The sequence below is a fragment of the Streptomyces sp. NBC_01224 genome, from assembly GCF_036002945.1.
Classification (GTDB): Bacteria; Actinomycetota; Actinomycetes; order Streptomycetales; family Streptomycetaceae; genus Streptomyces.
The window spans coordinates 7,887,870-7,905,417 of sequence record NZ_CP108529.1; the positions used below are offsets into that span (position 1 = coordinate 7,887,870).

The 17,548-nt window shown below is 69.0% G+C and carries 23 protein-coding genes and 1 pseudogene; 8 read left to right on the plus strand and 16 right to left on the minus strand.

All coding sequences use genetic code 11. The annotated features are described in order from the left end of the window. Positions 1-221 precede the first annotated feature (221 nt). Positions 222-647, minus strand: a complete 426-nt coding sequence (locus tag OG609_RS35760) for a cupredoxin domain-containing protein (RefSeq protein ID WP_327276619.1) — start codon at positions 645-647, stop codon at positions 222-224. A gap of 4 nt (positions 648-651) precedes the next feature. After that, positions 652-1,062 carry a COG4315 family predicted lipoprotein gene (locus OG609_RS35765; RefSeq protein ID WP_327276620.1) on the minus strand — a complete coding sequence of 137 codons (411 nt, stop codon included), beginning with the start codon at positions 1,060-1,062 and terminating at the stop codon, positions 652-654. A gap of 254 nt (positions 1,063-1,316) precedes the next feature. On the opposite strand from OG609_RS35765, the gene OG609_RS35770 reads away from it, so the two are divergent. Continuing rightward, positions 1,317-1,712 carry an SSI family serine proteinase inhibitor gene (locus OG609_RS35770; RefSeq protein ID WP_327276621.1) on the plus strand — a complete coding sequence of 132 codons (396 nt, stop codon included), beginning with the start codon at positions 1,317-1,319 and terminating at the stop codon, positions 1,710-1,712. 34 nt (positions 1,713-1,746) lie between these two features. On the opposite strand, the gene OG609_RS35775 is transcribed toward OG609_RS35770, so the two are convergent. From OG609_RS35775 to OG609_RS35795, 5 genes are all read right to left on the minus strand, one after another. Next, positions 1,747-1,905 (minus strand): hypothetical protein, encoded by a 159-nt coding sequence (locus OG609_RS35775; RefSeq protein WP_327276622.1) that lies wholly within the window; start codon positions 1,903-1,905, stop codon positions 1,747-1,749. A 66-nt stretch (positions 1,906-1,971) separates the two neighbouring features. Then, positions 1,972-2,922 carry a cytochrome c oxidase assembly protein gene (locus OG609_RS35780; RefSeq protein ID WP_327276623.1) on the minus strand — a complete coding sequence of 317 codons (951 nt, stop codon included), beginning with the start codon at positions 2,920-2,922 and terminating at the stop codon, positions 1,972-1,974. Between the two features lie 112 nt (positions 2,923-3,034). Beyond that, positions 3,035-4,063 (minus strand): 6-phosphofructokinase, encoded by a 1,029-nt coding sequence (locus OG609_RS35785; protein ID WP_327276624.1) that lies wholly within the window; start codon positions 4,061-4,063, stop codon positions 3,035-3,037. A 143-nt stretch (positions 4,064-4,206) separates the two neighbouring features. Continuing rightward, positions 4,207-4,935, minus strand: a complete 729-nt coding sequence (locus OG609_RS35790; protein WP_093893408.1) for a type 1 glutamine amidotransferase — start codon at positions 4,933-4,935, stop codon at positions 4,207-4,209. 34 nt (positions 4,936-4,969) lie between these two features. Beyond that, positions 4,970-6,208, minus strand: coding sequence for a Mur ligase family protein (locus OG609_RS35795; RefSeq protein ID WP_093893409.1), 1,239 nt, complete (start codon positions 6,206-6,208; stop codon positions 4,970-4,972). A 114-nt stretch (positions 6,209-6,322) separates the two neighbouring features. On the opposite strand from OG609_RS35795, the gene def reads away from it, so the two are divergent. After that, complete coding sequence (gene def / locus OG609_RS35800) at positions 6,323-6,868, plus strand: peptide deformylase (protein ID WP_327276625.1); 546 nt, start codon at positions 6,323-6,325, stop codon at positions 6,866-6,868. A gap of 12 nt (positions 6,869-6,880) precedes the next feature. On the opposite strand, the gene OG609_RS35805 is transcribed toward def, so the two are convergent. Continuing rightward, positions 6,881-7,531 (minus strand): TetR family transcriptional regulator, encoded by a 651-nt coding sequence (locus tag OG609_RS35805; protein ID WP_327276626.1) that lies wholly within the window; start codon positions 7,529-7,531, stop codon positions 6,881-6,883. Between the two features lie 173 nt (positions 7,532-7,704). On the opposite strand from OG609_RS35805, the gene OG609_RS35810 reads away from it, so the two are divergent. Then, positions 7,705-8,931, plus strand: coding sequence for an acyl-CoA dehydrogenase family protein (locus tag OG609_RS35810; protein WP_327276627.1), 1,227 nt, complete (start codon positions 7,705-7,707; stop codon positions 8,929-8,931). 147 nt (positions 8,932-9,078) lie between these two features. Here OG609_RS35810 and OG609_RS35815 read toward each other — a convergent pair whose 3' ends face one another. From OG609_RS35815 to OG609_RS35825, 3 genes are all read right to left on the minus strand, one after another. Then, the gene (locus OG609_RS35815; protein WP_327276628.1) at positions 9,079-9,567 is read right to left on the minus strand and encodes a glutathione peroxidase; all 489 of its coding nucleotides are present in this window, start codon (positions 9,565-9,567) and stop codon (positions 9,079-9,081) included. Between the two features lie 96 nt (positions 9,568-9,663). Continuing rightward, on the minus strand, positions 9,664-10,230 hold the full coding sequence (locus tag OG609_RS35820; protein WP_327276629.1) for a GNAT family N-acetyltransferase: 567 nt from the start codon (positions 10,228-10,230) through the stop codon (positions 9,664-9,666). A 30-nt stretch (positions 10,231-10,260) separates the two neighbouring features. Next, positions 10,261-10,842 carry a helix-turn-helix domain-containing protein gene (locus OG609_RS35825; protein WP_327276630.1) on the minus strand — a complete coding sequence of 194 codons (582 nt, stop codon included), beginning with the start codon at positions 10,840-10,842 and terminating at the stop codon, positions 10,261-10,263. Between the two features lie 161 nt (positions 10,843-11,003). Here OG609_RS35825 and OG609_RS35830 point away from each other — a divergent pair, with 161 nt between their 5' ends. Then, positions 11,004-11,441, plus strand: a complete 438-nt coding sequence (locus OG609_RS35830) for a DUF7144 family membrane protein (protein WP_327276631.1) — start codon at positions 11,004-11,006, stop codon at positions 11,439-11,441. A gap of 16 nt (positions 11,442-11,457) precedes the next feature. Here the strand turns inward: OG609_RS35830 and OG609_RS35835 are convergent, their stop codons facing one another. Both OG609_RS35835 and OG609_RS35840 read right to left on the minus strand, forming a co-directional pair. Next, a complete protein-coding gene (locus OG609_RS35835; protein ID WP_327276632.1) occupies positions 11,458-12,843 on the minus strand; it encodes a chloride channel protein in 1,386 nt (461 codons plus the stop codon). 271 nt (positions 12,844-13,114) lie between these two features. After that, positions 13,115-13,279, minus strand: a complete 165-nt coding sequence (locus tag OG609_RS35840) for a hypothetical protein (RefSeq protein WP_327276633.1) — start codon at positions 13,277-13,279, stop codon at positions 13,115-13,117. Between the two features lie 158 nt (positions 13,280-13,437). Between OG609_RS35840 and OG609_RS35845 the strand changes: the two genes are divergently transcribed. Together OG609_RS35845 and OG609_RS35850 are read left to right on the plus strand one after the other, a co-directional pair. After that, positions 13,438-13,884: a DUF6325 family protein gene (locus OG609_RS35845; protein WP_327276634.1), complete on the plus strand. Its 447-nt coding sequence runs from the start codon at positions 13,438-13,440 to the stop codon at positions 13,882-13,884. A gap of 88 nt (positions 13,885-13,972) precedes the next feature. Continuing rightward, complete coding sequence (locus OG609_RS35850) at positions 13,973-14,272, plus strand: SHOCT domain-containing protein (protein ID WP_327276635.1); 300 nt, start codon at positions 13,973-13,975, stop codon at positions 14,270-14,272. 34 nt (positions 14,273-14,306) lie between these two features. On the opposite strand, the gene OG609_RS35855 is transcribed toward OG609_RS35850, so the two are convergent. Both OG609_RS35855 and OG609_RS35860 read right to left on the minus strand, forming a co-directional pair. Continuing rightward, positions 14,307-14,564, minus strand: coding sequence for a hypothetical protein (locus tag OG609_RS35855; protein WP_327276636.1), 258 nt, complete (start codon positions 14,562-14,564; stop codon positions 14,307-14,309). Positions 14,565-14,567: 3 nt separating this feature from the next. Next, positions 14,568-15,014, minus strand: coding sequence for a hypothetical protein (locus tag OG609_RS35860; protein ID WP_327276637.1), 447 nt, complete (start codon positions 15,012-15,014; stop codon positions 14,568-14,570). 69 nt (positions 15,015-15,083) lie between these two features. Here OG609_RS35860 and OG609_RS35865 point away from each other — a divergent pair, with 69 nt between their 5' ends. After that, complete coding sequence (locus OG609_RS35865) at positions 15,084-15,320, plus strand: DUF6011 domain-containing protein (RefSeq protein ID WP_327276638.1); 237 nt, start codon at positions 15,084-15,086, stop codon at positions 15,318-15,320. Positions 15,321-15,332: 12 nt separating this feature from the next. On the opposite strand, the pseudogene OG609_RS35870 reads toward OG609_RS35865, so the two are convergent. Then, positions 15,333-15,515, minus strand: a pseudogene (locus tag OG609_RS35870) (acyl-CoA thioesterase); the annotation flags it as partial. A 105-nt stretch (positions 15,516-15,620) separates the two neighbouring features. Here OG609_RS35870 and OG609_RS35875 point away from each other — a divergent pair. Continuing rightward, complete coding sequence (locus tag OG609_RS35875) at positions 15,621-17,318, plus strand: recombinase family protein (RefSeq protein WP_327278294.1); 1,698 nt, start codon at positions 15,621-15,623, stop codon at positions 17,316-17,318. The last annotated feature ends 230 nt before the right edge of the window (positions 17,319-17,548 follow it).

Sequence of the window (17,548 nt, forward strand, 5' to 3'; positions counted from 1 at the left end):
TGCCGGGGTGAGCGGCGGCCTTTGTGTGCAAGTCTTGATTGTGGGAGCGCTCCCAAGGTGGCGTGATGACGCGCACCTGTCAAGAGTCAAATCACCACTGCTTTACGGGTTCGTTAACTTGACGCCCTGTCGAATGGCCGGCCCATGGCACGCAGTTGCTGGTGACGCGAGGTGCGCCCGGGGTCGCAGCCGTGTGTTGCGCCCGCACAGGATTCCGCGCGTCATCGGACAGTGAGCGAACCCTTCATGTAAGGGTGAATGGTGCAGATGTACGCGTACGTGCCGGCCTCGGCCGGCGCGGTGAAGGTGACCGTTTGCCCTGCCGCGACATCGCCGGTGTCGAACGCCTTGCCGCCGGTCGCCGTCACGGTGTGGGGTGCCGCGTCCTCGTTGACCACGGTGATCAGCGTGCCCGGGGCGACCGTCAGACGGGTCGGCTTGAACGCGAAGTCCTTGATTGTGATCAGTGCCTTGCCGACAGAGGACGATGAGCGGGGCGGGGCGGGCGGGGCGGGAGCGGGTGGTGTGGCGCTGGAGGACGAGGACCTGCCGCCACCACTGTTCGAACAGTCGACGAGTGCGGTCGTGCAGACGATCGCGGCGGCCACGGTGATACCTGCCCGGCCGGGCAGAAGCAGAGCGCGCATGATGTCAGTGACCGCCACCGCTGGTCGGCTGAGCCGGACTCGGCTGCGGCATGCCGGACTTCGCCCCGCCCGTGACCTTGTTGCCGGATGTGTCGAGTACGTACCACTCGGCGCCGGAATCATTCACCTTCTGGCCGTTGGTGTCACCGGCCTTCTTGTCATCCGCGAAGTAGTAAAGGGGGTGCCCGTTGTACGTGACTTCCCTGCTGCCGTCGCTGCGCTCCGTCGTACCCGGCAGGCCGGCTTTCACACCTTTGCCGGCGGCCGGCTCGCCGCTGACGATCACGGGTGGCCACTCCTTGGCGCATTCGCCCGAGCAGGTCGACCGGGACGTGGTGTCGGCCTCCCGCAGGTAGAGGGTCCGGCCCTTCCCGTCGACCAGGATCATCCCGAGCGGGCTGGACGCGGAGGCCACGTTTCACCGAGGCGGAGACCGGTTCCGACGGGGAGGCCGAGGGGAGAGAGGGGTGCAGGGCACCCGCCGGGCGGTACTCCAGCCGGACCCGCCGACTGACTCCGGAGGGTGGGGCCGCGGCGCGGTTCCTTGCCCGGTGCGAACTTAAAAGATCATCTTGCCGGGTTCCTGAATGTGGGCCGTCCAGGACGCCTGAGACGCACCCGGTCCTTCCCCGGGACGCCCGGATCCCCCCGAGCCACAGGAGTTCTCCGATGCGCCTGCGCGCCGCTCTCGCCGCCGCTGCCCTGCTCACTCTCACCGTCGCGGTGCCTGCCGCGGCCGCCGAGTCCAAGGACCCGGTGCCGGACCGCGGGCTCCTCCTCACCGTCTCGGGCAGCGAGAACACCTGGATCCGTGGCGTCGCACTGTTCTGCCCGCCCGCTTTGGACGCCCATCACCCCCATGCGGCCGCCGCCTGCGCGGCGATCGGCCGGGCGGAAGGCGATCTGGACGCCCTGCCCGGCAGCCCGCGTCTGTGCATCGAGGGGTACGACCCGGTGACGGCCACCGCCACCGGCAACTGGGACGGGCGCCCCGTCCGCTGGCAGCGGACGTTCCCCAATGCCTGCGTGATGGAGGCAGTCACCGGACCGGTCTTCCGCTTCTGAGCCCGGCCGGCCTGAGCCGGGTGACCCACCCGGCTCAGGACTCGCGCGTCGCAGCCATCCCCAGGGTGATCAGACCGAGCACCACCCATCCGAACCAGAGCCAGCCGCTGCTCCCCAGCGCCACCGTGTAGGCGGTGACCGCCACCAGGGACGCCACGGTGATCACTCCCATGGCTTTCGTGGATCCGGACATGCCCGCACCCTCCTCATCGGCCGCGCGGCCGTGGATGCCATCGTCACCCCGGAGGTATGCCCACCGCTACTGCCCGCGCGCCTGCAACGAGGCGAGATAGGCGTTGTACGCCTGCAGCTCCTGGTCCCCGTCCCGGTCGGCCGCCCGGTCGGAGCGCTTCGCCGTGCGCTGCTCGGAGCGGTACCACTGGAAGACCAGCGCGATCAGCACCAGCACCGACGGGATCTCGCTGAATGCCCAGGCGATGCCGCCCGCCCAGTTCTGATCGCTCAACGCGTCGACGCCGAGCGAGGCCGGTGGGTTCTTGTATGTCTCCACCATCGGCGTCGTCGCCATCATCAGCGCGATACCGAAGAACGCGTGGAACGGCATCCCCGCGAACAGCTCCAGCATCCGCATCACATAGCCGGGCCGGTGCGGCCCCGGGTCGACGCCCATGATCGGCCAGAAGAACACCAGACCGACCGCGAGGAAGTGCACCATCATCGCGATGTGCCCGGTCTTCGAACCCATCAGGAAGTCGAAGAGCGGGGTGAAGTACAGCGCGTACAAGCTGGCGATGAAGAGTGGAATCGTGAAGACCGGATGCGTGATGATCTTCATGTACCGGCTGTGCAGCAACATGAGCAGCAGCTCACGCGGGCCGGTGCGGTCACGCCCCGCGACCGGGAGTGCACGCAGGGCCAGAGTCACCGGAGCGCCCAGCAGCAGCAGGATCGGCGACAGCATGCTGATCACCATGTGCTGCACCATGTGCACGCTGAACATGACCATGCCGTAGTCGTTGAGCTTGGTGCACATCACCAGGGCGATGGACAGCACACCGACGACGAAGAAGACGATCCGGCCGGCCGGCCAGCTGTCCCCGCGCCTGCGCAGCCGCAGCACGGCGTAGCCGTACAGGCCGATGGCGAGCACGCAGCCGATGAGAAAGAACGGGTCCGCGGAGAATTGAAGCCCACGTCCCAGCGTGAACGGCGGCAGATCCATGTTCATGCCGTGCCCGCTGTGATCCATCTGTTCACTCCCGCTGGGGACGTCCCCGTTTCGCGCCGGTTGTCCCGACCAGAGTAGAACTGCCCCCGGCCGCAGCTGCGGCCGGGGGCAGTTCGTCGGACAGGGGTGTCGCTCAGAGCACGCACTCCGCCTCGGCGTAACGCTCGGCCGGAACCGTCTTGAGGGTCTCCACGGCCTCAGCCAGCGGCACCATCGCGATGTCCGTGCCACGCAGCGCCGTCATCATGCCGAATTCGCCGCGGTGCGCGGCCTCCACCGCGTGCCAGCCGAAACGGGTGGCGAGAACACGGTCGTACGCGGTCGGGGTGCCACCGCGCTGCACATGGCCGAGGATCACCGGGCGGGCCTCCTTGCCCAGGCGCTGCTCCAGCTCGATGGAGAGCTGCGTGGCCACGCCGGCGAACCGCTCGTGCCCGTAGATGTCCTTGGTGCCCTGCTCGAATTCCATGGAGCCGCCCTGGCGCGGCTTGGCGCCCTCGGCGACGACGACGATCGCGAACTTCTTGCCGGCCGAGAAGCGCTTGCCGACCAGCTCGGTCAGCTCGTCGATGTCGAAGGGGCGCTCCGGCACGACGATGGCGTGCGCACCGGCCGCCATGCCCGAGTGCAGGGCGATCCAGCCGGTGTGGCGGCCCATGACCTCGACGATCAGCACCCGCTGGTGAGATTCGGCAGTGGTCTTCAGCCGGTCGAGGGCCTCGGTGGCGACACCGACGGCGGTGTCGAAGCCGAAGGTCACATCGGTGGAGGCGATGTCGTTGTCGATCGTCTTCGGTACGCCGACGATCGGCAGGCCCGCCTCGGAGAGCAGATTGGCCGCCTTGAGAGTGCCCTCGCCGCCGATCGGGATGATCGCGTCGAGACCCAGATCGGCGACATGGCCCCTGGCCTGTTCGACGCCGCCCCGCAGATGGGCGGGCTGGACCCGGGAGGAGCCGAGGATCGTACCGCCGCGGGCGAGAATGCCGCCGACCGCGTCGAGGTCGAGCTTGCGGTAGTCACACTCGAGGAGACCCTTCCACCCGTCGTGGAAGCCGATGACCTCGTCGCCGTGGTCGACCACCGCGCGATGCACGACGGAACGGATGACGGCGTTGAGGCCGGGGCAGTCGCCGCCGGAGGTGAGCACACCAATTCGCATTGCCCGGGAAACCTTTGCAACGTGGGCCGACGACCGGACCACGTCGTCCGGTTGGATCCCCGCCACCCTACCGGCGCAGGGTGGCGGGACCGAACCGGGCGTCCGCCTGCTGGACGCCGCTCAGCTGAGCGAAATGTGCCTCATCAGGCGGGCTGGGTCGCCGAGGCGATGCGCTCGGCGCGCAGCGCCTCGTACCAGCGGTCGTCCGTCGGCGGCAGGGCGTTGACATCCAGCGCCAACTTCAGCAGCAGATCCGCGATCAGCGGGTTGCGCGCCATCACGGGCCCGTGCATGTACGTACCGAAGACGGTGTCGTTGTACGCACCCTCGGTGCCGTCGCCGGTGCCGTTGCCCCCGCCGAACTGCACCCGGGCGAACGGCCGTGCCGTCGGACCGAGATGGGTGATGCCCTGGTGGTTCTCGAAACCGGTCAGCGGCGGCAGGCCGAGGCGCGGGTCGATGTCGGCCAGTACGTCACCGACGCACCGGGCCCCCTCGCCGCGGGTGGAGACCACGTCGAGCAGCCCGAGACCGGGCTCGCGCTCACCCAGGTCGTTGATGAACTCATGGCCGAGGATCTGGTACCCGGCGCAGACCGAGAAGATGATCGCGCCGTTGGACGCGGCCCGGCTGAGCCCGCCGTCGCGGCGCAACCGCTCCGCGGCGAGGCGCTGCGGCCGGTCCTCACCGCCGCCGATCAGGTAGATGTCGCCGGACGTCGGGACCGGCTGGTCGCTGCGGACATCGACGCGCTGCACGTCGAGACCGCGCTGGCGGGCCCGGCGCTCCACCACGAGCGCATTGCCCTGGTCGCCGTAGGTGCTGAGGAGGTCGGGGTAGACCCAGACCAGACGCAGACCGTTGTTGCTCATGCTTCGTCCTCTCCGGAGGTGGCCGGGGCCGGGGTCAGTTGCCGACACGACGGCGCAGGTCCTGGAAGGCGGTGTAGTTGGCAATGACCTCGATACGGCCGGGCGGGGCCTGCTGCACGGCCTCGTCGAGGTTCTCGCAGACCCGGAAGTCGAGACCGGCGACTTCGAGACGGACCGCGAGGTCCAGCTTGCGGTCGCCGAGCACGAAGATCGGGTGACCGGCGAGCTGGGTGTAGTCCACGTCCCACAGCCAGGAGGTGTCCGTGCCGTCCGCGCCACGGGCGTTGACCGAGAGGATCACCGGGGTGGGCGGCGGGTCGATCAGGGAAAACGTTTCGAGCCAGCCCGCCGGGTTCTTCGCCAGCAGCAGTCGCAGCTCACGGCCGAGGAAACTGACCACGTCGTAGCGGCCCGCGACGGCCTGCACCTGGTACATGCGCTCCAGCGCGACCTGCGGCGGTACACCGAAGACGGCGGCCACGGCTGCGGAGCTGGTGGCGTTGGCCTTGTTGGCGCGGCCGGGCAGCTGGAGGTGGATCGGCCACGCCGAACCATGCGGGTCCAGGACGTAGTCGCCGTGCAGCACCCAGCTGGGGGCGGGGCGGCGGAATCCGCACTCGCCGCAGAACCAGTCGTCGCCGGGACGCTGCATGACACCGCCGCAGGACGGGCAGGACCAGGCGTCGTCCTTCCACGCCTGGCCGGCCGCGACCCACACCACATTGGGGGAGGAGGACGCCGCCCAGACGATCAGCGGGTCATCGGCGTTGGCGACGATCACGGCCTTCGAACCGGACAGCCCCTCACGCCACTTCTCCGCGAGCATCCGGGTCTCCGCGGCGCGGTCCAGCTGGTCGCGGGAGAGGTTGAGCAGCGCGATCACCTTGGGCGTCGTGTCGCGAGCGACCCCGGCGAGGTACTTCTCGTCGACCTCTATCACGCCGTACTTCGCGTCCGAGCCGCCTGCCAGCGCCGAGGTGATGCCCGCCGGCATGTTCGCTCCGAGCGCGTTCGACACGACCGGGCCCGCAGCCCGCAGCGCCTCGGCGATGAGCCGGGTCGTCGTCGTCTTGCCGTTCGTCGCCGACACGAGGATCACGTCCAGGTGCTGCGCCAGCCGCCCCAGCAGGTCGGGGTCGAGCTTGAGTGCCACCCGGCCGCCGATCACCGATCCGCTGCCGCGCCCCGCAGCGCGCGACACCGCTGCCGCGGCCTTACCCGCCGTCACGGCCAGCTTCGCCCGCGGCGACAGCGGCTCCGTGTTGCCTGCCATCGTCCTAGATCCTCCTTGCATCGGTCCACGCCCAGCCTATCGATGTCCGGCGCGGCGACCGCACCGCGGCACCGCCGGGAAGGCAGAGGTGACGTGGAACGTACGATTGCCGCCATGCGAAACCGCCCGATCCCCGGCAGTTCCGGACTGATTCGTGCCATGAGTCTGCTCGGAGATCCCGTGCTGCACGATGCCTGCGAACCCGTCACGGACTTCGGTCCCTCGCTCGCCCGCCTCGTCGAGGACATGTACGCCACCATGTACGCGGCCCAGGGAGTCGGACTCGCGGCCAATCAGGTCGGCGTTCCGCTGCGGGTGTTCGTGTACGACTGCCCGGACGACGACGACGTCCGTCACCTCGGGCATCTCGTCAACCCGAAGCTGGTCGAGGCGGACGGGATCACCCTACGCGGCCCGGAGGGCTGTCTTTCGCTGCCCGGCATCGAGGCCGGCACCCCGCGCTTCGACCGTGCCGTCGTCGAGGGCGTGACGGTCGAGGGCGAGCCGGTACGGGTCACCGGCACCGGCTTCTTCGCCCGTTGCCTGCAGCACGAGTGCGACCATCTCGAAGGCACGGTGTACACGGACCGGCTGACCGGGCTGCGCCGGGCGAGGGCGCTGCGCGCGGCCCGCCGGGCGCCCTGGGCGGCGGGCGGCTGACCGCACAGACCCTCAGAATCCCGGGCCGCCGGGCCGGTCGCCCGCGTCGGCCAGCCTGCCCCACAGCAGATCCGCCAGGCTGCGCACCAACTGCTCGCGGGAGCAAGGGCGTTCACCCAGCCACCAGTCGCCCGCCGCGTGCATCATGCCGACGATGCCGTGGCCCCAGATGCGGGCCATGGCCTCGCTGTCCGGGCCCAGGTCCACCCGCTCGGCGATCACCAGGGCGAGCTCCTCGCCGAGCCGTCGCAGCAGTGGTGCGGAGTGCCTTCCGACATCGAAGCCCTGCTCGGTCGAGGGTGCCGAGTCGTCGGACGGGTGCATCAGGAAGCGGTAGACCTGCGGGCGGGCCTCGATCGCCGCGAGATAGGTGTCGAGCGTCGACTCCACGCGCCGGCGGCGCTCGGCGGGTGCGTCGAGCGCGGCCCGCAGAGCGATGAGCAGGGCATCGGTGTGGCGCTTGGCGAGGGCGCGGTAGAGGCCGCCCTTGTCGCCGAAGTGCCGGTAGAGGATGGGCTTGGTGATTCCGGCCTCCGCCGCGATGGCGTTCATCGAGGCCCCCGGCCCGTCCCTGAGCACCACGCGGTCGGCGGCCTCGAGCAGCTCGCGGCGGCGGCTCTCGGCCGCTGTTCGCTGGCGCTCGGCCTGTCGTGTGGTCTCCATGTCGCCTCTCCCCACCCCTGGCCATGCAATTGCGTCCTGCCTGCGCAACGTAACACCCTGCCCTGCGGGGTGCGGATCGGCACCCGGGCGGTTGACAGAGGCTACTTGTCGGTAACAGACTGCGGTTACCGCAAGTAACGAGTGGATTTTCAGGGCAGTACGTGGAGGGGAACATGGCCGAGTTCACGCTCGAACTCAACGATGACCAGAAGCAGGTCCGTGACTGGCTTCACGGCTTTGCCGCGGATGTGATCCGACCGGCGGCTTCGGAGTGGGACGAGCGTGAGGAAACGCCCTGGCCTGTCATCCAGGAGGCGGCCAAGGTCGGCATCTACTCCCTCGACTTCTACGCCCAGCAGTTCTTCGACCCGACAGGCCTCGGCATCCCGATGGCGATGGAGGAGCTCTTCTGGGGGGACGCGGGCATCGCCCTGTCGATCGTCGGTACAGGCTTGGCGGCCGTGGGCGTCCTGGCCAACGGCACCGACGAGCAGATCGGCACCTGGATCCCGCAGATGTACGGCGACGCCGACGATGTAAAGGTCGCCGCCTTCTGCTCCTCCGAGCCGGACGCGGGTTCCGACGTCGCCTCGATGCGCACCCGCGCGGTGTACGACCAGGCCAAGGACGAGTGGGTGCTGAACGGCACCAAGACCTGGGCGACCAACGGCGGCATCGCGGGCGTCCATGTCGTCGTCGCCGTGGTCGACGCGGAGCTCGGCTCCAAGGGACACGCCTCGTTCATCGTGCCGCCGAACACCCCCGGCCTCTCCCAGGGGCAGAAGTTCAAGAAGCACGGCATCCGCGCCTCGCACACCGCCGAGGTCGTCCTCGAGGACGTCCGTGTCCCCGGCCACTGCCTGCTCGGCGGCAAGGAGAAGCTCGATCAGCGCCTGGCCCGGGCCCGCGAGCGCGCCGCGTCCGGTGGCGAGCGGGTGAAGAACGCGGCGATGGCCACCTTCGAGGCTTCCCGCCCCGCGGTCGGCGCCATGGCGGTCGGCACCGCCCGTGCCGCGTACGAGGTCGCGCTGGACTACGCGAAGACCCGCACTCAGTTCGGCCGGCCGATCATCGACAACCAGGGCATCGCCTTCCAGCTCGCCGACATGCGTACGCAGATCGACGCGGCCCGGCTGCTGGTCTGGCGCGCCTCCTGGATGGCGACCACCGGCAAGCCGTTCACCTCGGCCGAGGGTTCCATGTCCAAGCTGTACGCGAGCGAGACGGCGAAGAAGGTCACCGCGCAGGCCGTGCAGATCCTCGGCGGCAACGGCTTCACCCGTGAATACCCGGTGGAGCGGATGCACCGGGACGCGGCGATCTACACGATCTTCGAGGGCACGAGCGAGATCCAGCGCCTGGTGATCGCCCGCACCCTCTCGGGCATGCCGATCCGCTAGCGCGGGGCGGGGCGGTGGTGTGCACGGTTCATGCTCGTGCGGCCCGCACCCCGGCGCCGGCTGTCCTCGATCGCCGGGCAGGCTGAAATTCCAGCCCGTCCGGCGATCGAGCGCAAAGCGGCCGTCCGGTATCGAGGACGGAACCGGTCAGGCGGGCAGCTGGGACTCGATGGCTGCGATGAGCTCCGGGGCCTCCGGCTCCGTGCGAGGGCGCAGGCGCGCGACCGGCTCGCCCGCAGGCGAGATGAGGAACTTCTCGAAGTTCCACTGGACGTCACCGGCCTCGCCGTCGTCGTCCGCGAGTCCGGTCAGCTCGGCATAGAGAGGGTGGCGCCCTTCTCCGTTCACGTCGGTCTTCTCCAGCAGCGGGAAGCTGACACCGTACGTGGTCGAGCAGAAGGTCTGGATCTCCTCCGCGTTCCCCGGTTCCTGGCCGGCGAACTGGTTGCACGGCACGCCGAGCACGGTGAAGCCGCGGTCCGCGTACTCCTTCTGGAGTCGTTCCAGGCCCGCGTACTGCGGGGTGAGTCCGCACTTCGACGCGACGTTCACCAACAGGACCGCCCGGCCACGGTAATCGGCCAGGGAGGTGGGCTCGCCGGTGAGCGTGCGCAGGGGGATGTCGTACAGCGTCATGAGGCTCTCCTTGTGAGGGTGACTTCCACAGTCATTGTCACGCCCACAAATTGATCGGCACGAACCCGATCGCCCGGATTCAGCCGAGGGGGTTGCCTACAGGGACGTCGATGGACTCGCCGCCCGATCCGATGCTCCCTGCGCGGAGCCGACCGCCTTGTAGTAGAGGGTCGTCGGTTTCAGGACGCCTGTCGGGTCGCAGGCGTAGTCCGGAATCGATCCGCACTCCGCCCAGCCTGCCGAACGGTAGAGCCGTTCGGCAGGACTGCCGCTCTCGGTGTCCAGCACCAGGAGTGTGACTCCCGCATCGGCGGCCGACCGCTCGGCGGCGGCGAGCAGCGACCTGCCGAGACCCTGGCCGCGGGCCGACGGACGGACCATCAGCTTGGCAACCTCCGCACGGTGACGGGCGTTCGGCAGCGGAGCCCGGACCAGGCCGATGGTCCCGGCCGGCCGTTCCGCGTCCCGGGCGATCCAGATCTGAAGGTGTCCCGCATCGACGGCCCCGGCCCTCTCCCGCCACCAGGCAGCGGCCACGTCACGGTCCAGCGGCGCGAGAAATCCCACCGATGATCCGCCGTTCACGGTCTCCACCAGGAGGCCGGCCAACTCATCGGCGTAGGTGACCAGTTCGGGTCCGGAGACCGGGACGATCTCGGTCATGAGACGGGTCCTTTCACGGCTTCACAGCATTCACGGCAGGACGATCATCAGTGCGTAGCGGACCTGTTCCGGTCCCGGACAGTGGAAGCGCGAAGGGCCGCGCAGCCGGAAGCGCAGGCAGTCGCCTCTGCGCACGGTGTGCACGGTGTTGTCGACGGTGATCTCCACTGTCCCCTCCAGCACCCAGACATGCTGCTCCACACCGGACACCGGCGCGTTCTCGTATGCGACGGCGGCTCCGGCGTCGAGAGTGCCCTCGATGACCTCCGCGCGCAGGCCGGTGTGCGGCGGCGAGACCGAGCGGCGTACGAAGCCCGATGCCTCGTCCCGCCACACCGGTTGCCGCGCGGCGGGAACCAGTTGCGGTGGTTCCGCCTCCACCTCCATCAGCAGCCGGGACATCGTCCGCTCGTAGACCGTGCACAACTTGCCGAGAAGGGAGGCGGTCGGGCTCAACTCGCCGCGCTCCAGTCGGGACAGCGTGGAGCGGCTCACCTCGCTTCGCCGGGACAGTTCGTCCAGCGACCAGCCGCGTTCGGTACGTAGTTCGCCCAGTCGCGCGGCGAGCCGGGCGTCGGCGGAGCCGGGTTCCGCCCTTGCGAATTCTCTCACAATGGAGACAGTATCCCAGATTGGAGAATGGTTGTGTCATCGGCCGACAGCTGGATGTGGTCGTTCGGCTGACCGAGCGCTGTCGTGCCACGCTTGTTCGAGGAGGTCCCGGCGGGCCCGCTCCGGTCTGCCGGGGCGCTCTGCCAGCCGAGGAGGCCGAAATGGCAAGTGCCAGCACCGGGCCGAGTGTGGCGCGTGACGCCACGCCGAGTTCGCATCATCCCTTCCGGTACGGCTGGACCGCCTTCGCGGCGGTTCTGATGATCCTCGGCGGAGCGATGGCGGTCTTCGAAGGGATCGCCGCCATCGCCAAGGACAACATCTTCGTTGCCACACACAACTATGCGTTCCAGCTCAGCCTCACCGGCTGGGGCTGGATCCACCTCATTCTGGGCATCGTCATAGTCCTCGCCGGCTGTGCGCTGTTCACCGGGGCCGCATGGGCACGCGTCGTGGGCATCGTGCTCGCAGGCCTGGGTGCACTCGCCAACTTCCTGTGGCTGCCCTTCTACCCGTTCTGGTCCATCGTGCTCATCGCCATCAACGTCTTCATCCTCTGGGCGCTCTGCGCGGGTCCGCAGGAGGAGGAAGGGACCTGAGGCCACGGCCTGCCCGTCATCCTCGATCCGGTCGGGAGCCGGCACTCGCCGGAGCGTCGGGTGCCGGAGGCAGGGCGGCCGATGACGGAGTGAGCCTGAGTGTGACGACGTAGGAGACCACGACCGAGACGATCACCAGCGGCATGACGGTCAGGCCCTCGGACTCCAGCAGCAAGGTGGCCAGCAGTACCGAGGTCATCGGCAGCTTCAGCATCGCCACGCACATGGCACCGATGCCCATCGCGAAGCCCGACGTCGGATTCAGCCCGGGGAGATGGGACAGCGCGAGTCCGCCCGCCGCTCCTACGAACATCGCCGGAAAGACGGGGCCTCCCCGGAAGCTGCTCAAGGACGCGCAGTACGCCAGCGCCTTGCACAGGGCGAGCACCAGGAGCGCGGCAACCGAGTAGCCCGCGCTCCGGGAGAGCAGCGGGTCGAGCGCGCTCTCCCCGGAGAACAGCACCCCGGATGCGTCCCTTCCCGTGCCCTGCGCGTACACGAACGCCACCAGACCGACGACCAGGCCCATGACCACGGTGGCCACCACCGTCCGCCGCTCGACCCGAGCCTGAAGGAGCAGGGCGAGCCGCTGAATGCCCGCGCCGGCGAAGGCTGCCGCGAGGCCCAGCACGACTGCCCAGCCGAACTGTGCGATGTCGGGCTCCTCGGCGTGGGGCACATGGTGGAGCGCCAGGGAGTACGTCCCCAGGCCGGTCCATGAGCCGAGACCGGTGAAGATGAGCGCCCCGATGCCGGCGGCGAGCAGTCCCGGCACCAGGACCATCCCGAGCAACATCCCGGCCAGCCCCGAGGCCTCCATCAGGAGAAAGGCACCCAGGAGCGGAGAGCCCAGCAGTGCGCTGATGGCGGCGAAGCTCCCCGCGGCTCCCACCACGGCACTCGCCTTGGGACTGATGCCCGGCTTGACCAGACGCACCGCGTACACGGCCAGACCGCCGCCGAGCGCGATGAGCGGCGCCTCGGGACCGAGCACGGCCCCGACACCCAGCGAGGCGAGCGCCGCGAATGCGATGCCGGGCAGCTCCACCGCCGAGGGCGCCCCTGTGTGCATGAGACCGTCGGCGGGCCGGTGGCCTCCCTTTCCGGGTAGGTGGCGGACGGTCAGCCCGACCAGCAGGCCGGCCACGGCGAGCAGCGGCACCGGCCACCACGAGGGCGTGCCGGCGAAGCCCAGCGCCCTGGGCAGGTCGTCGTAGGTGAGCGACTGGAGTTCGTGGACGAGGGCGAGGAAGCCGAACGCCACTGCCGAGATCGGGATTCCGAGAAGCGCCGCCACTACGAGGAGCATGGCGTAAGCGCGGGTGCGGATCAGTGTGAAGGGGTCCGGCGGCGCCGTGGTGGTGGCCGGCATGATCGTTGTCCCCTCGGTGTCGGAACCCATCTGGAACACACTGTTCCGCAAGCGTCCACAAGGAGTTAGCACAATGCGGTCACGTGGCCGCGATGCCCCCGCTGTGTGCGGGCGGTGATTTCCGTACGGCCATTCGCTTGGACCAGCGCCGTGGGCGGACTGCCGCCCACGGGGTCACAACGGCAAAGACGGGTTTCCGATGTGAGCACGCGGATGATGCACCGGGACGAAACCTCGACGAGGCGCTGGACCGGGCGCGCGACCGGGAGTGCCGCTGACGATGGCCATCAGGCGACGGCCATCAGGCCGACAGCCGCCTGGACGGGGGACTCCGCAGGACGGCGACGTCTCCCGGATGTGCAGCCGGGATGCGGTTGTTGGTGACCGGGGCGAGTCGCCCGGCCGGGCGGACGACGAACAGCACGTCGTGCCCGGCCGGGACGGCTTCGACGACCCGGTGGGCCACTCGGCCATGGGAGGGACCAGCTGTCCGTCCCATGGGTCAACGGGGCCCAGGATCACCCACGTGCACGGCCGAGATGCGCTGCGGTCCACCCGCTGTTGCAATGGCCAAGGCCGTGGTCTCCGGCGGAACCGGGGCAGTCGAGATTCTGAGGAGCTGGCGTGAGCGGCGAGAGCGACGAGACGGGACCGATCGACTACCTGGTGATCGAGTTCCCGACGGGAAGCCGGATGACGGGAGAAGGACTGCCCCTGCTGGTCGACCTGGTCGACCGGGGCATCATCCGGATCCTGGATCTGATCTTCGTCAGGAAGAACCAGGACGGAACGGTCGAGGGCGTGGAACTCTCCGAAGCGACCGGGGACGGCGGTGAAGACCTCGCCGTGTTCGAAGGGGCATCCTCGGGCCTGCTCGGCCAGGACGACATCGACGAGGCGAGCACGGTCCTCGAACCCGGCAGCGCTGCCGGAATCCTCATCTACGAGAACGTGTGGGCGGGACCCCTCGCGGCCGCGCTGCGCCGCTCCGGAGGCCGCCTCGTCGCCAACGGGCGTATCCCGATCCAGGAGGTCCTGGCCTCGCTCGACGCGGCCGAGTCCAGGGTCTGAGCCGTTCACGGTCCCGTCGGGCCGACCGTCCCCGCTCACCCTCGGTCGGGCGGACCGTCCGCGCAGAGCCAGTCAAAGGAGATGCACCATGCCAGGCCTTCTTCGCGGCGTCGCCCGTACGGCGGTGATCGCCGGAACCGCCACCTCGGTCTCCAACCGGGTCTCCCGGCGGCAGGCGGGCCGCTGGGCGCAGCAGGACGCCGCGCAGGCACAGGCGGCCCAGCCCGCCCCCGCAGCGCCTCCGTCGCCCGCTCCCACGTCTCTCGCACCGGAGGACGAGATGAGCAACAAGATCGCTCAGCTCAAGGAACTCGGTGACCTCAAGAGCCAAGGAGTGCTGAGCGACAGCGAGTTCGCGGCTCAGAAGGCCAGAATCCTCGCCCCCTGACGGGTCCGGGCCGGCCACCGGCGCCCGCTGCGGCTCACTGCCGCTTGTCGTCCCAGGGAGTGCCCATCCAGCTGTCGAAGGTGCGGATCAGCGCTGTCAGCGCGGCTGCGAGCCGCCAGTCGACCCACGGTGCGTGGACATGGATCTCGTCGTCGTCCGACCGGAACTCCAGCGGGACATCCTGGCCGGCCCGCCAGATGATGCGCCGCGGCCCCCGCGCCGCATCGCCGCTGCCGCTCAGGAGGCTGCCCACGCCGATGGCCACCTGGACGGGGAACAGCAGCCACCACACGTACTACCAGAAGATCCGGCCCTTGAGGCCGACCGCCTCCTGGCAACCGGTCTGCGCGACCGTCCAGCGGGTCCGCAGCCCCTTCCCGGAGAGGGCCTTCTCGCGGACGACTGTGCCGATGGGCTCACCCTGCGCGCCCAGCATCTGGTACGTGGCGACGCCATCGGCCGCGGATGTGGTGACCAGGGTCGCCACCCGGGCCCGGCGATCGGGACCGGCCCACAGGACGAAGGAACGCGCACCCGTCTTGCGGGCCGCGAGGTACGCGGGTATCCCGCCCTGCGGCAGCTCACGCTCCACATGGGCGACCACCCGGGACTCCCCGCCGGGCTCGTCCGCGAACTTGACGACATGGCCGATGGACGCGACCGCATCAGAGGCGATGTCCTGTCTCGCCTCCTTGTCCTTCTTCGGCCGGGGGACCGACTCCAATGTCAGCACGCTGCTCACCCGTGAACTCCTCCGTTGTGTGCCGTTCGGAAGTCGCGGAGTGGACGGGCGTCTTGAGAAGATCGATTCGTGGAGTCCGCTGAACCCTTCCCCGAATCCGGCGTCGAGCCGTTGCCCGACGGTCCGGCCGACCGGACCGCCCGGCGACGGGTGGTGCGCTGCCGCATGTGCGGGCGCCCGCTCACCGGTACGGAGTCACGCCGCACCGGCCTCGGCCCGGCCTGCGACGCCAAACTGCACCCGGCGCCCCCGGACATCCGCAGCCGCCGCCACGAGGTCGAGCAGGACCCGCTCCCCGGCACCTGAGCCCGGGCACGGCTACTCGCCCAGGCGGCGGAACAGCCCCTCCTGCACCACGGACACGAGCAGATTGCCTCCGCGGTCGTAGATCCGGCCGCGCGCCAGCCCCCGTCCGCCTGTTGCGATCGGCGACTCCTGGTCGTAGAGGAACCACTCGTCCGCCCGGAACGGCCGGTGGAACCACATCGCGTGGTCCAGCGAGTAATGTTCACACTACTTGGCAATAGGGGAGGGGTACGGCTCATGGTAGGAACCCACGCAGGGGAGCCTCGCCGACGGGGCGTCAAGCACTCGCGCCGGCCGACGATGGCCGCCACCACGTCGGGTGACCGATGGGTGGTCTACGTGCGCCTGAGTCGCGACACCGACGAGAGCACATCCGTCGAGCGACAGACCGAGGAGGGGTGTCGCTGGGTTGAGGATGTGGCGCACGGGGTCGTCGTCGCAGTCGTCGTCGACACCGACGTCTCCGGAGAGGTATCTCCGTGGAAGCGCAAGCATTTGGCGGAGTGGTTGGAGCCTGTCCCGCCGAAGCCGTTTGACGGCATGGTGGCATTGCGCGTCGACAGGTGGGCCCGTCGTGTCGTCTGGTTCTCCAGCCTTCTGGACTGGTGCAGGGACAACGGCAAGCGCATCAACACCGTGCGAATGAACATCGACCCGAGCACCCGAGAGGGCCGGATGTTCGCCGGCATCGCGGCGATGTTCGCAGAGAACGAATTGGAGGTCATCAAGGAGCGCGCGCAGGAAACTCGCGACACCCTCCGGCAGATGGGCCGTTGGCCTGGCGGGCGAGTGCCATACGGACGCGTCAAGGTCCATTTGGGGCACCACCCCGAAACGGGTAAGTCGCTCGGGTGGCGACTTGGTGACCACGACCACCGATGCGGCGTAATCCGGAAAGCGGCGGACAACATCCTCGGGCTGACTGGACGCCCCCGGACGACCCCGCACGCGGAAGTTCAGCGGCTCAACAAAGAAGGGGAGCTGACCGAATCAGATTGTCGCCTCGTCGACGCGGGCAAGGAGCCGAAGGGGACCAAGTGGCTCCGCGAGACGTTGGTACGCATCCTGCTGAACCCGACAACCGCCGGGGTCATCACGGACCACGAGGGGCGCATCGTGCGCGGGGACGATGGGCTCCCGGTGATGATTGCCCGTCCCATCCTCACCCTGGACGAGCAAGACCAGCTGCGGGAGCTAACCGAGTCGACGCCGCAGAGCGAGACGCAGCGGGCCCGCACGGAGAAGCCCCGCCGGAAGAACGTAAGCCCCCTGACGTACGTGCAGCACTGCTACGAGTGCGGCGGGCGCACGTACCGGGACGGATCGACCGAAGTGCGGAACGACGGCTACCGGCGCGGACTTCGGTACCGGTGCCCGTCGCGGTCCAAGGGGCTCGACTGCCCTGGCGTGAACATCGTCGCCGATCCAGTCGAGAAGTGGGTGGGGGAGGAATTCCTCCAGCGGCACGGAAGCATGGCGTACATCCTGGAGGAGCACGTGCCTGAGGTCAGCTACACCAATGACATCAAGGCCGCTGAATCCGCACTGGACGAACTTGAGGCCGACCGTCGGGCGGGCGTCTACAAGGGTGGCGCTGTCGAACGGTTCCGCACTCAGCACAAGAGCCTCACAGAACGCCTCGAACGTCTACGCGGCCTGCCGACGCGAGAGGTGACCACCGTGCTCAAGGACACCGGTCGCACGGTCGCCACGGAATGGCACCGCCACAACGAACTCATCCTCCGGTCGTCCGCGGTCAACGAGAAGGGAGAGTTCATCGTCGACGACCCGGAGGAACGTAAGGCGCTGCGCGAACGTGGCGAGCAGGGGCACAACAACCTGTACCAGTTGTTCCGCGTGCGCATCGAGGTGAAGCGCGCGGCGGTCAAGGGCAGCAGGTCGTTCGACCCGAAGCGACTGGTGTTCACGTACCAGCCGGAAGAGGACCCTGAAGCCGCTGCCCTGGAGGCAATCGCAGCGGAGGAGGCGACGGATTGAGTCCGTGCGCGCCGTCGTCGGTCCGGATGAGGCACTCCGCGTGGACATCTGACGCACCCTCTAGGTAACGAACAGGTGACGGTGTTGGCCTTACTTGGGGAGGTAGGTGGCACGTTCGCAGGCTTCCGCCGCCCGCCCCGTTTTCCTCGTCGACGTCACCTGGGGCCTCCGCCGCCCGCGGGTGGCTGTGGATAACTACAGTGAGTGCTGATTTACGCTCAGAGTAAATC

What these genes read in the sequence shown, in the direction of transcription:
- OG609_RS35760 (WP_327276619.1), bottom strand. Translation starts at nt 647, where the DNA reads ATGCGCGCTCTGCTTCTGCCCGGCCGGGCAGGTATCACCGTGGCCGCC.
- OG609_RS35770 (WP_327276621.1), top strand. Translation starts at nt 1,317, where the DNA reads ATGCGCCTGCGCGCCGCTCTCGCCGCCGCTGCCCTGCTCACTCTCACC.
- OG609_RS35775 (WP_327276622.1), bottom strand. Translation starts at nt 1,905, where the DNA reads ATGTCCGGATCCACGAAAGCCATGGGAGTGATCACCGTGGCGTCCCTG.
- OG609_RS35780 (WP_327276623.1), bottom strand. Translation starts at nt 2,922, where the DNA reads ATGGATCACAGCGGGCACGGCATGAACATGGATCTGCCGCCGTTCACG.
- OG609_RS35785 (WP_327276624.1), bottom strand. Translation starts at nt 4,063, where the DNA reads ATGCGAATTGGTGTGCTCACCTCCGGCGGCGACTGCCCCGGCCTCAAC.
- OG609_RS35790 (WP_093893408.1), bottom strand. Translation starts at nt 4,935, where the DNA reads ATGAGCAACAACGGTCTGCGTCTGGTCTGGGTCTACCCCGACCTCCTC.
- OG609_RS35795 (WP_093893409.1), bottom strand. Translation starts at nt 6,208, where the DNA reads ATGGCAGGCAACACGGAGCCGCTGTCGCCGCGGGCGAAGCTGGCCGTG.
- def (WP_327276625.1), top strand. Translation starts at nt 6,323, where the DNA reads ATGCGAAACCGCCCGATCCCCGGCAGTTCCGGACTGATTCGTGCCATG.
- OG609_RS35805 (WP_327276626.1), bottom strand. Translation starts at nt 7,531, where the DNA reads ATGGAGACCACACGACAGGCCGAGCGCCAGCGAACAGCGGCCGAGAGC.
- OG609_RS35810 (WP_327276627.1), top strand. Translation starts at nt 7,705, where the DNA reads ATGGCCGAGTTCACGCTCGAACTCAACGATGACCAGAAGCAGGTCCGT.
- OG609_RS35815 (WP_327276628.1), bottom strand. Translation starts at nt 9,567, where the DNA reads ATGACGCTGTACGACATCCCCCTGCGCACGCTCACCGGCGAGCCCACC.
- OG609_RS35820 (WP_327276629.1), bottom strand. Translation starts at nt 10,230, where the DNA reads ATGACCGAGATCGTCCCGGTCTCCGGACCCGAACTGGTCACCTACGCC.
- OG609_RS35830 (WP_327276631.1), top strand. Translation starts at nt 11,004, where the DNA reads ATGGCAAGTGCCAGCACCGGGCCGAGTGTGGCGCGTGACGCCACGCCG.
- OG609_RS35835 (WP_327276632.1), bottom strand. Translation starts at nt 12,843, where the DNA reads ATGGGTTCCGACACCGAGGGGACAACGATCATGCCGGCCACCACCACG.
- OG609_RS35850 (WP_327276635.1), top strand. Translation starts at nt 13,973, where the DNA reads ATGCCAGGCCTTCTTCGCGGCGTCGCCCGTACGGCGGTGATCGCCGGA.
- OG609_RS35875 (WP_327278294.1), top strand. Translation starts at nt 15,621, where the DNA reads ATGGCCGCCACCACGTCGGGTGACCGATGGGTGGTCTACGTGCGCCTG.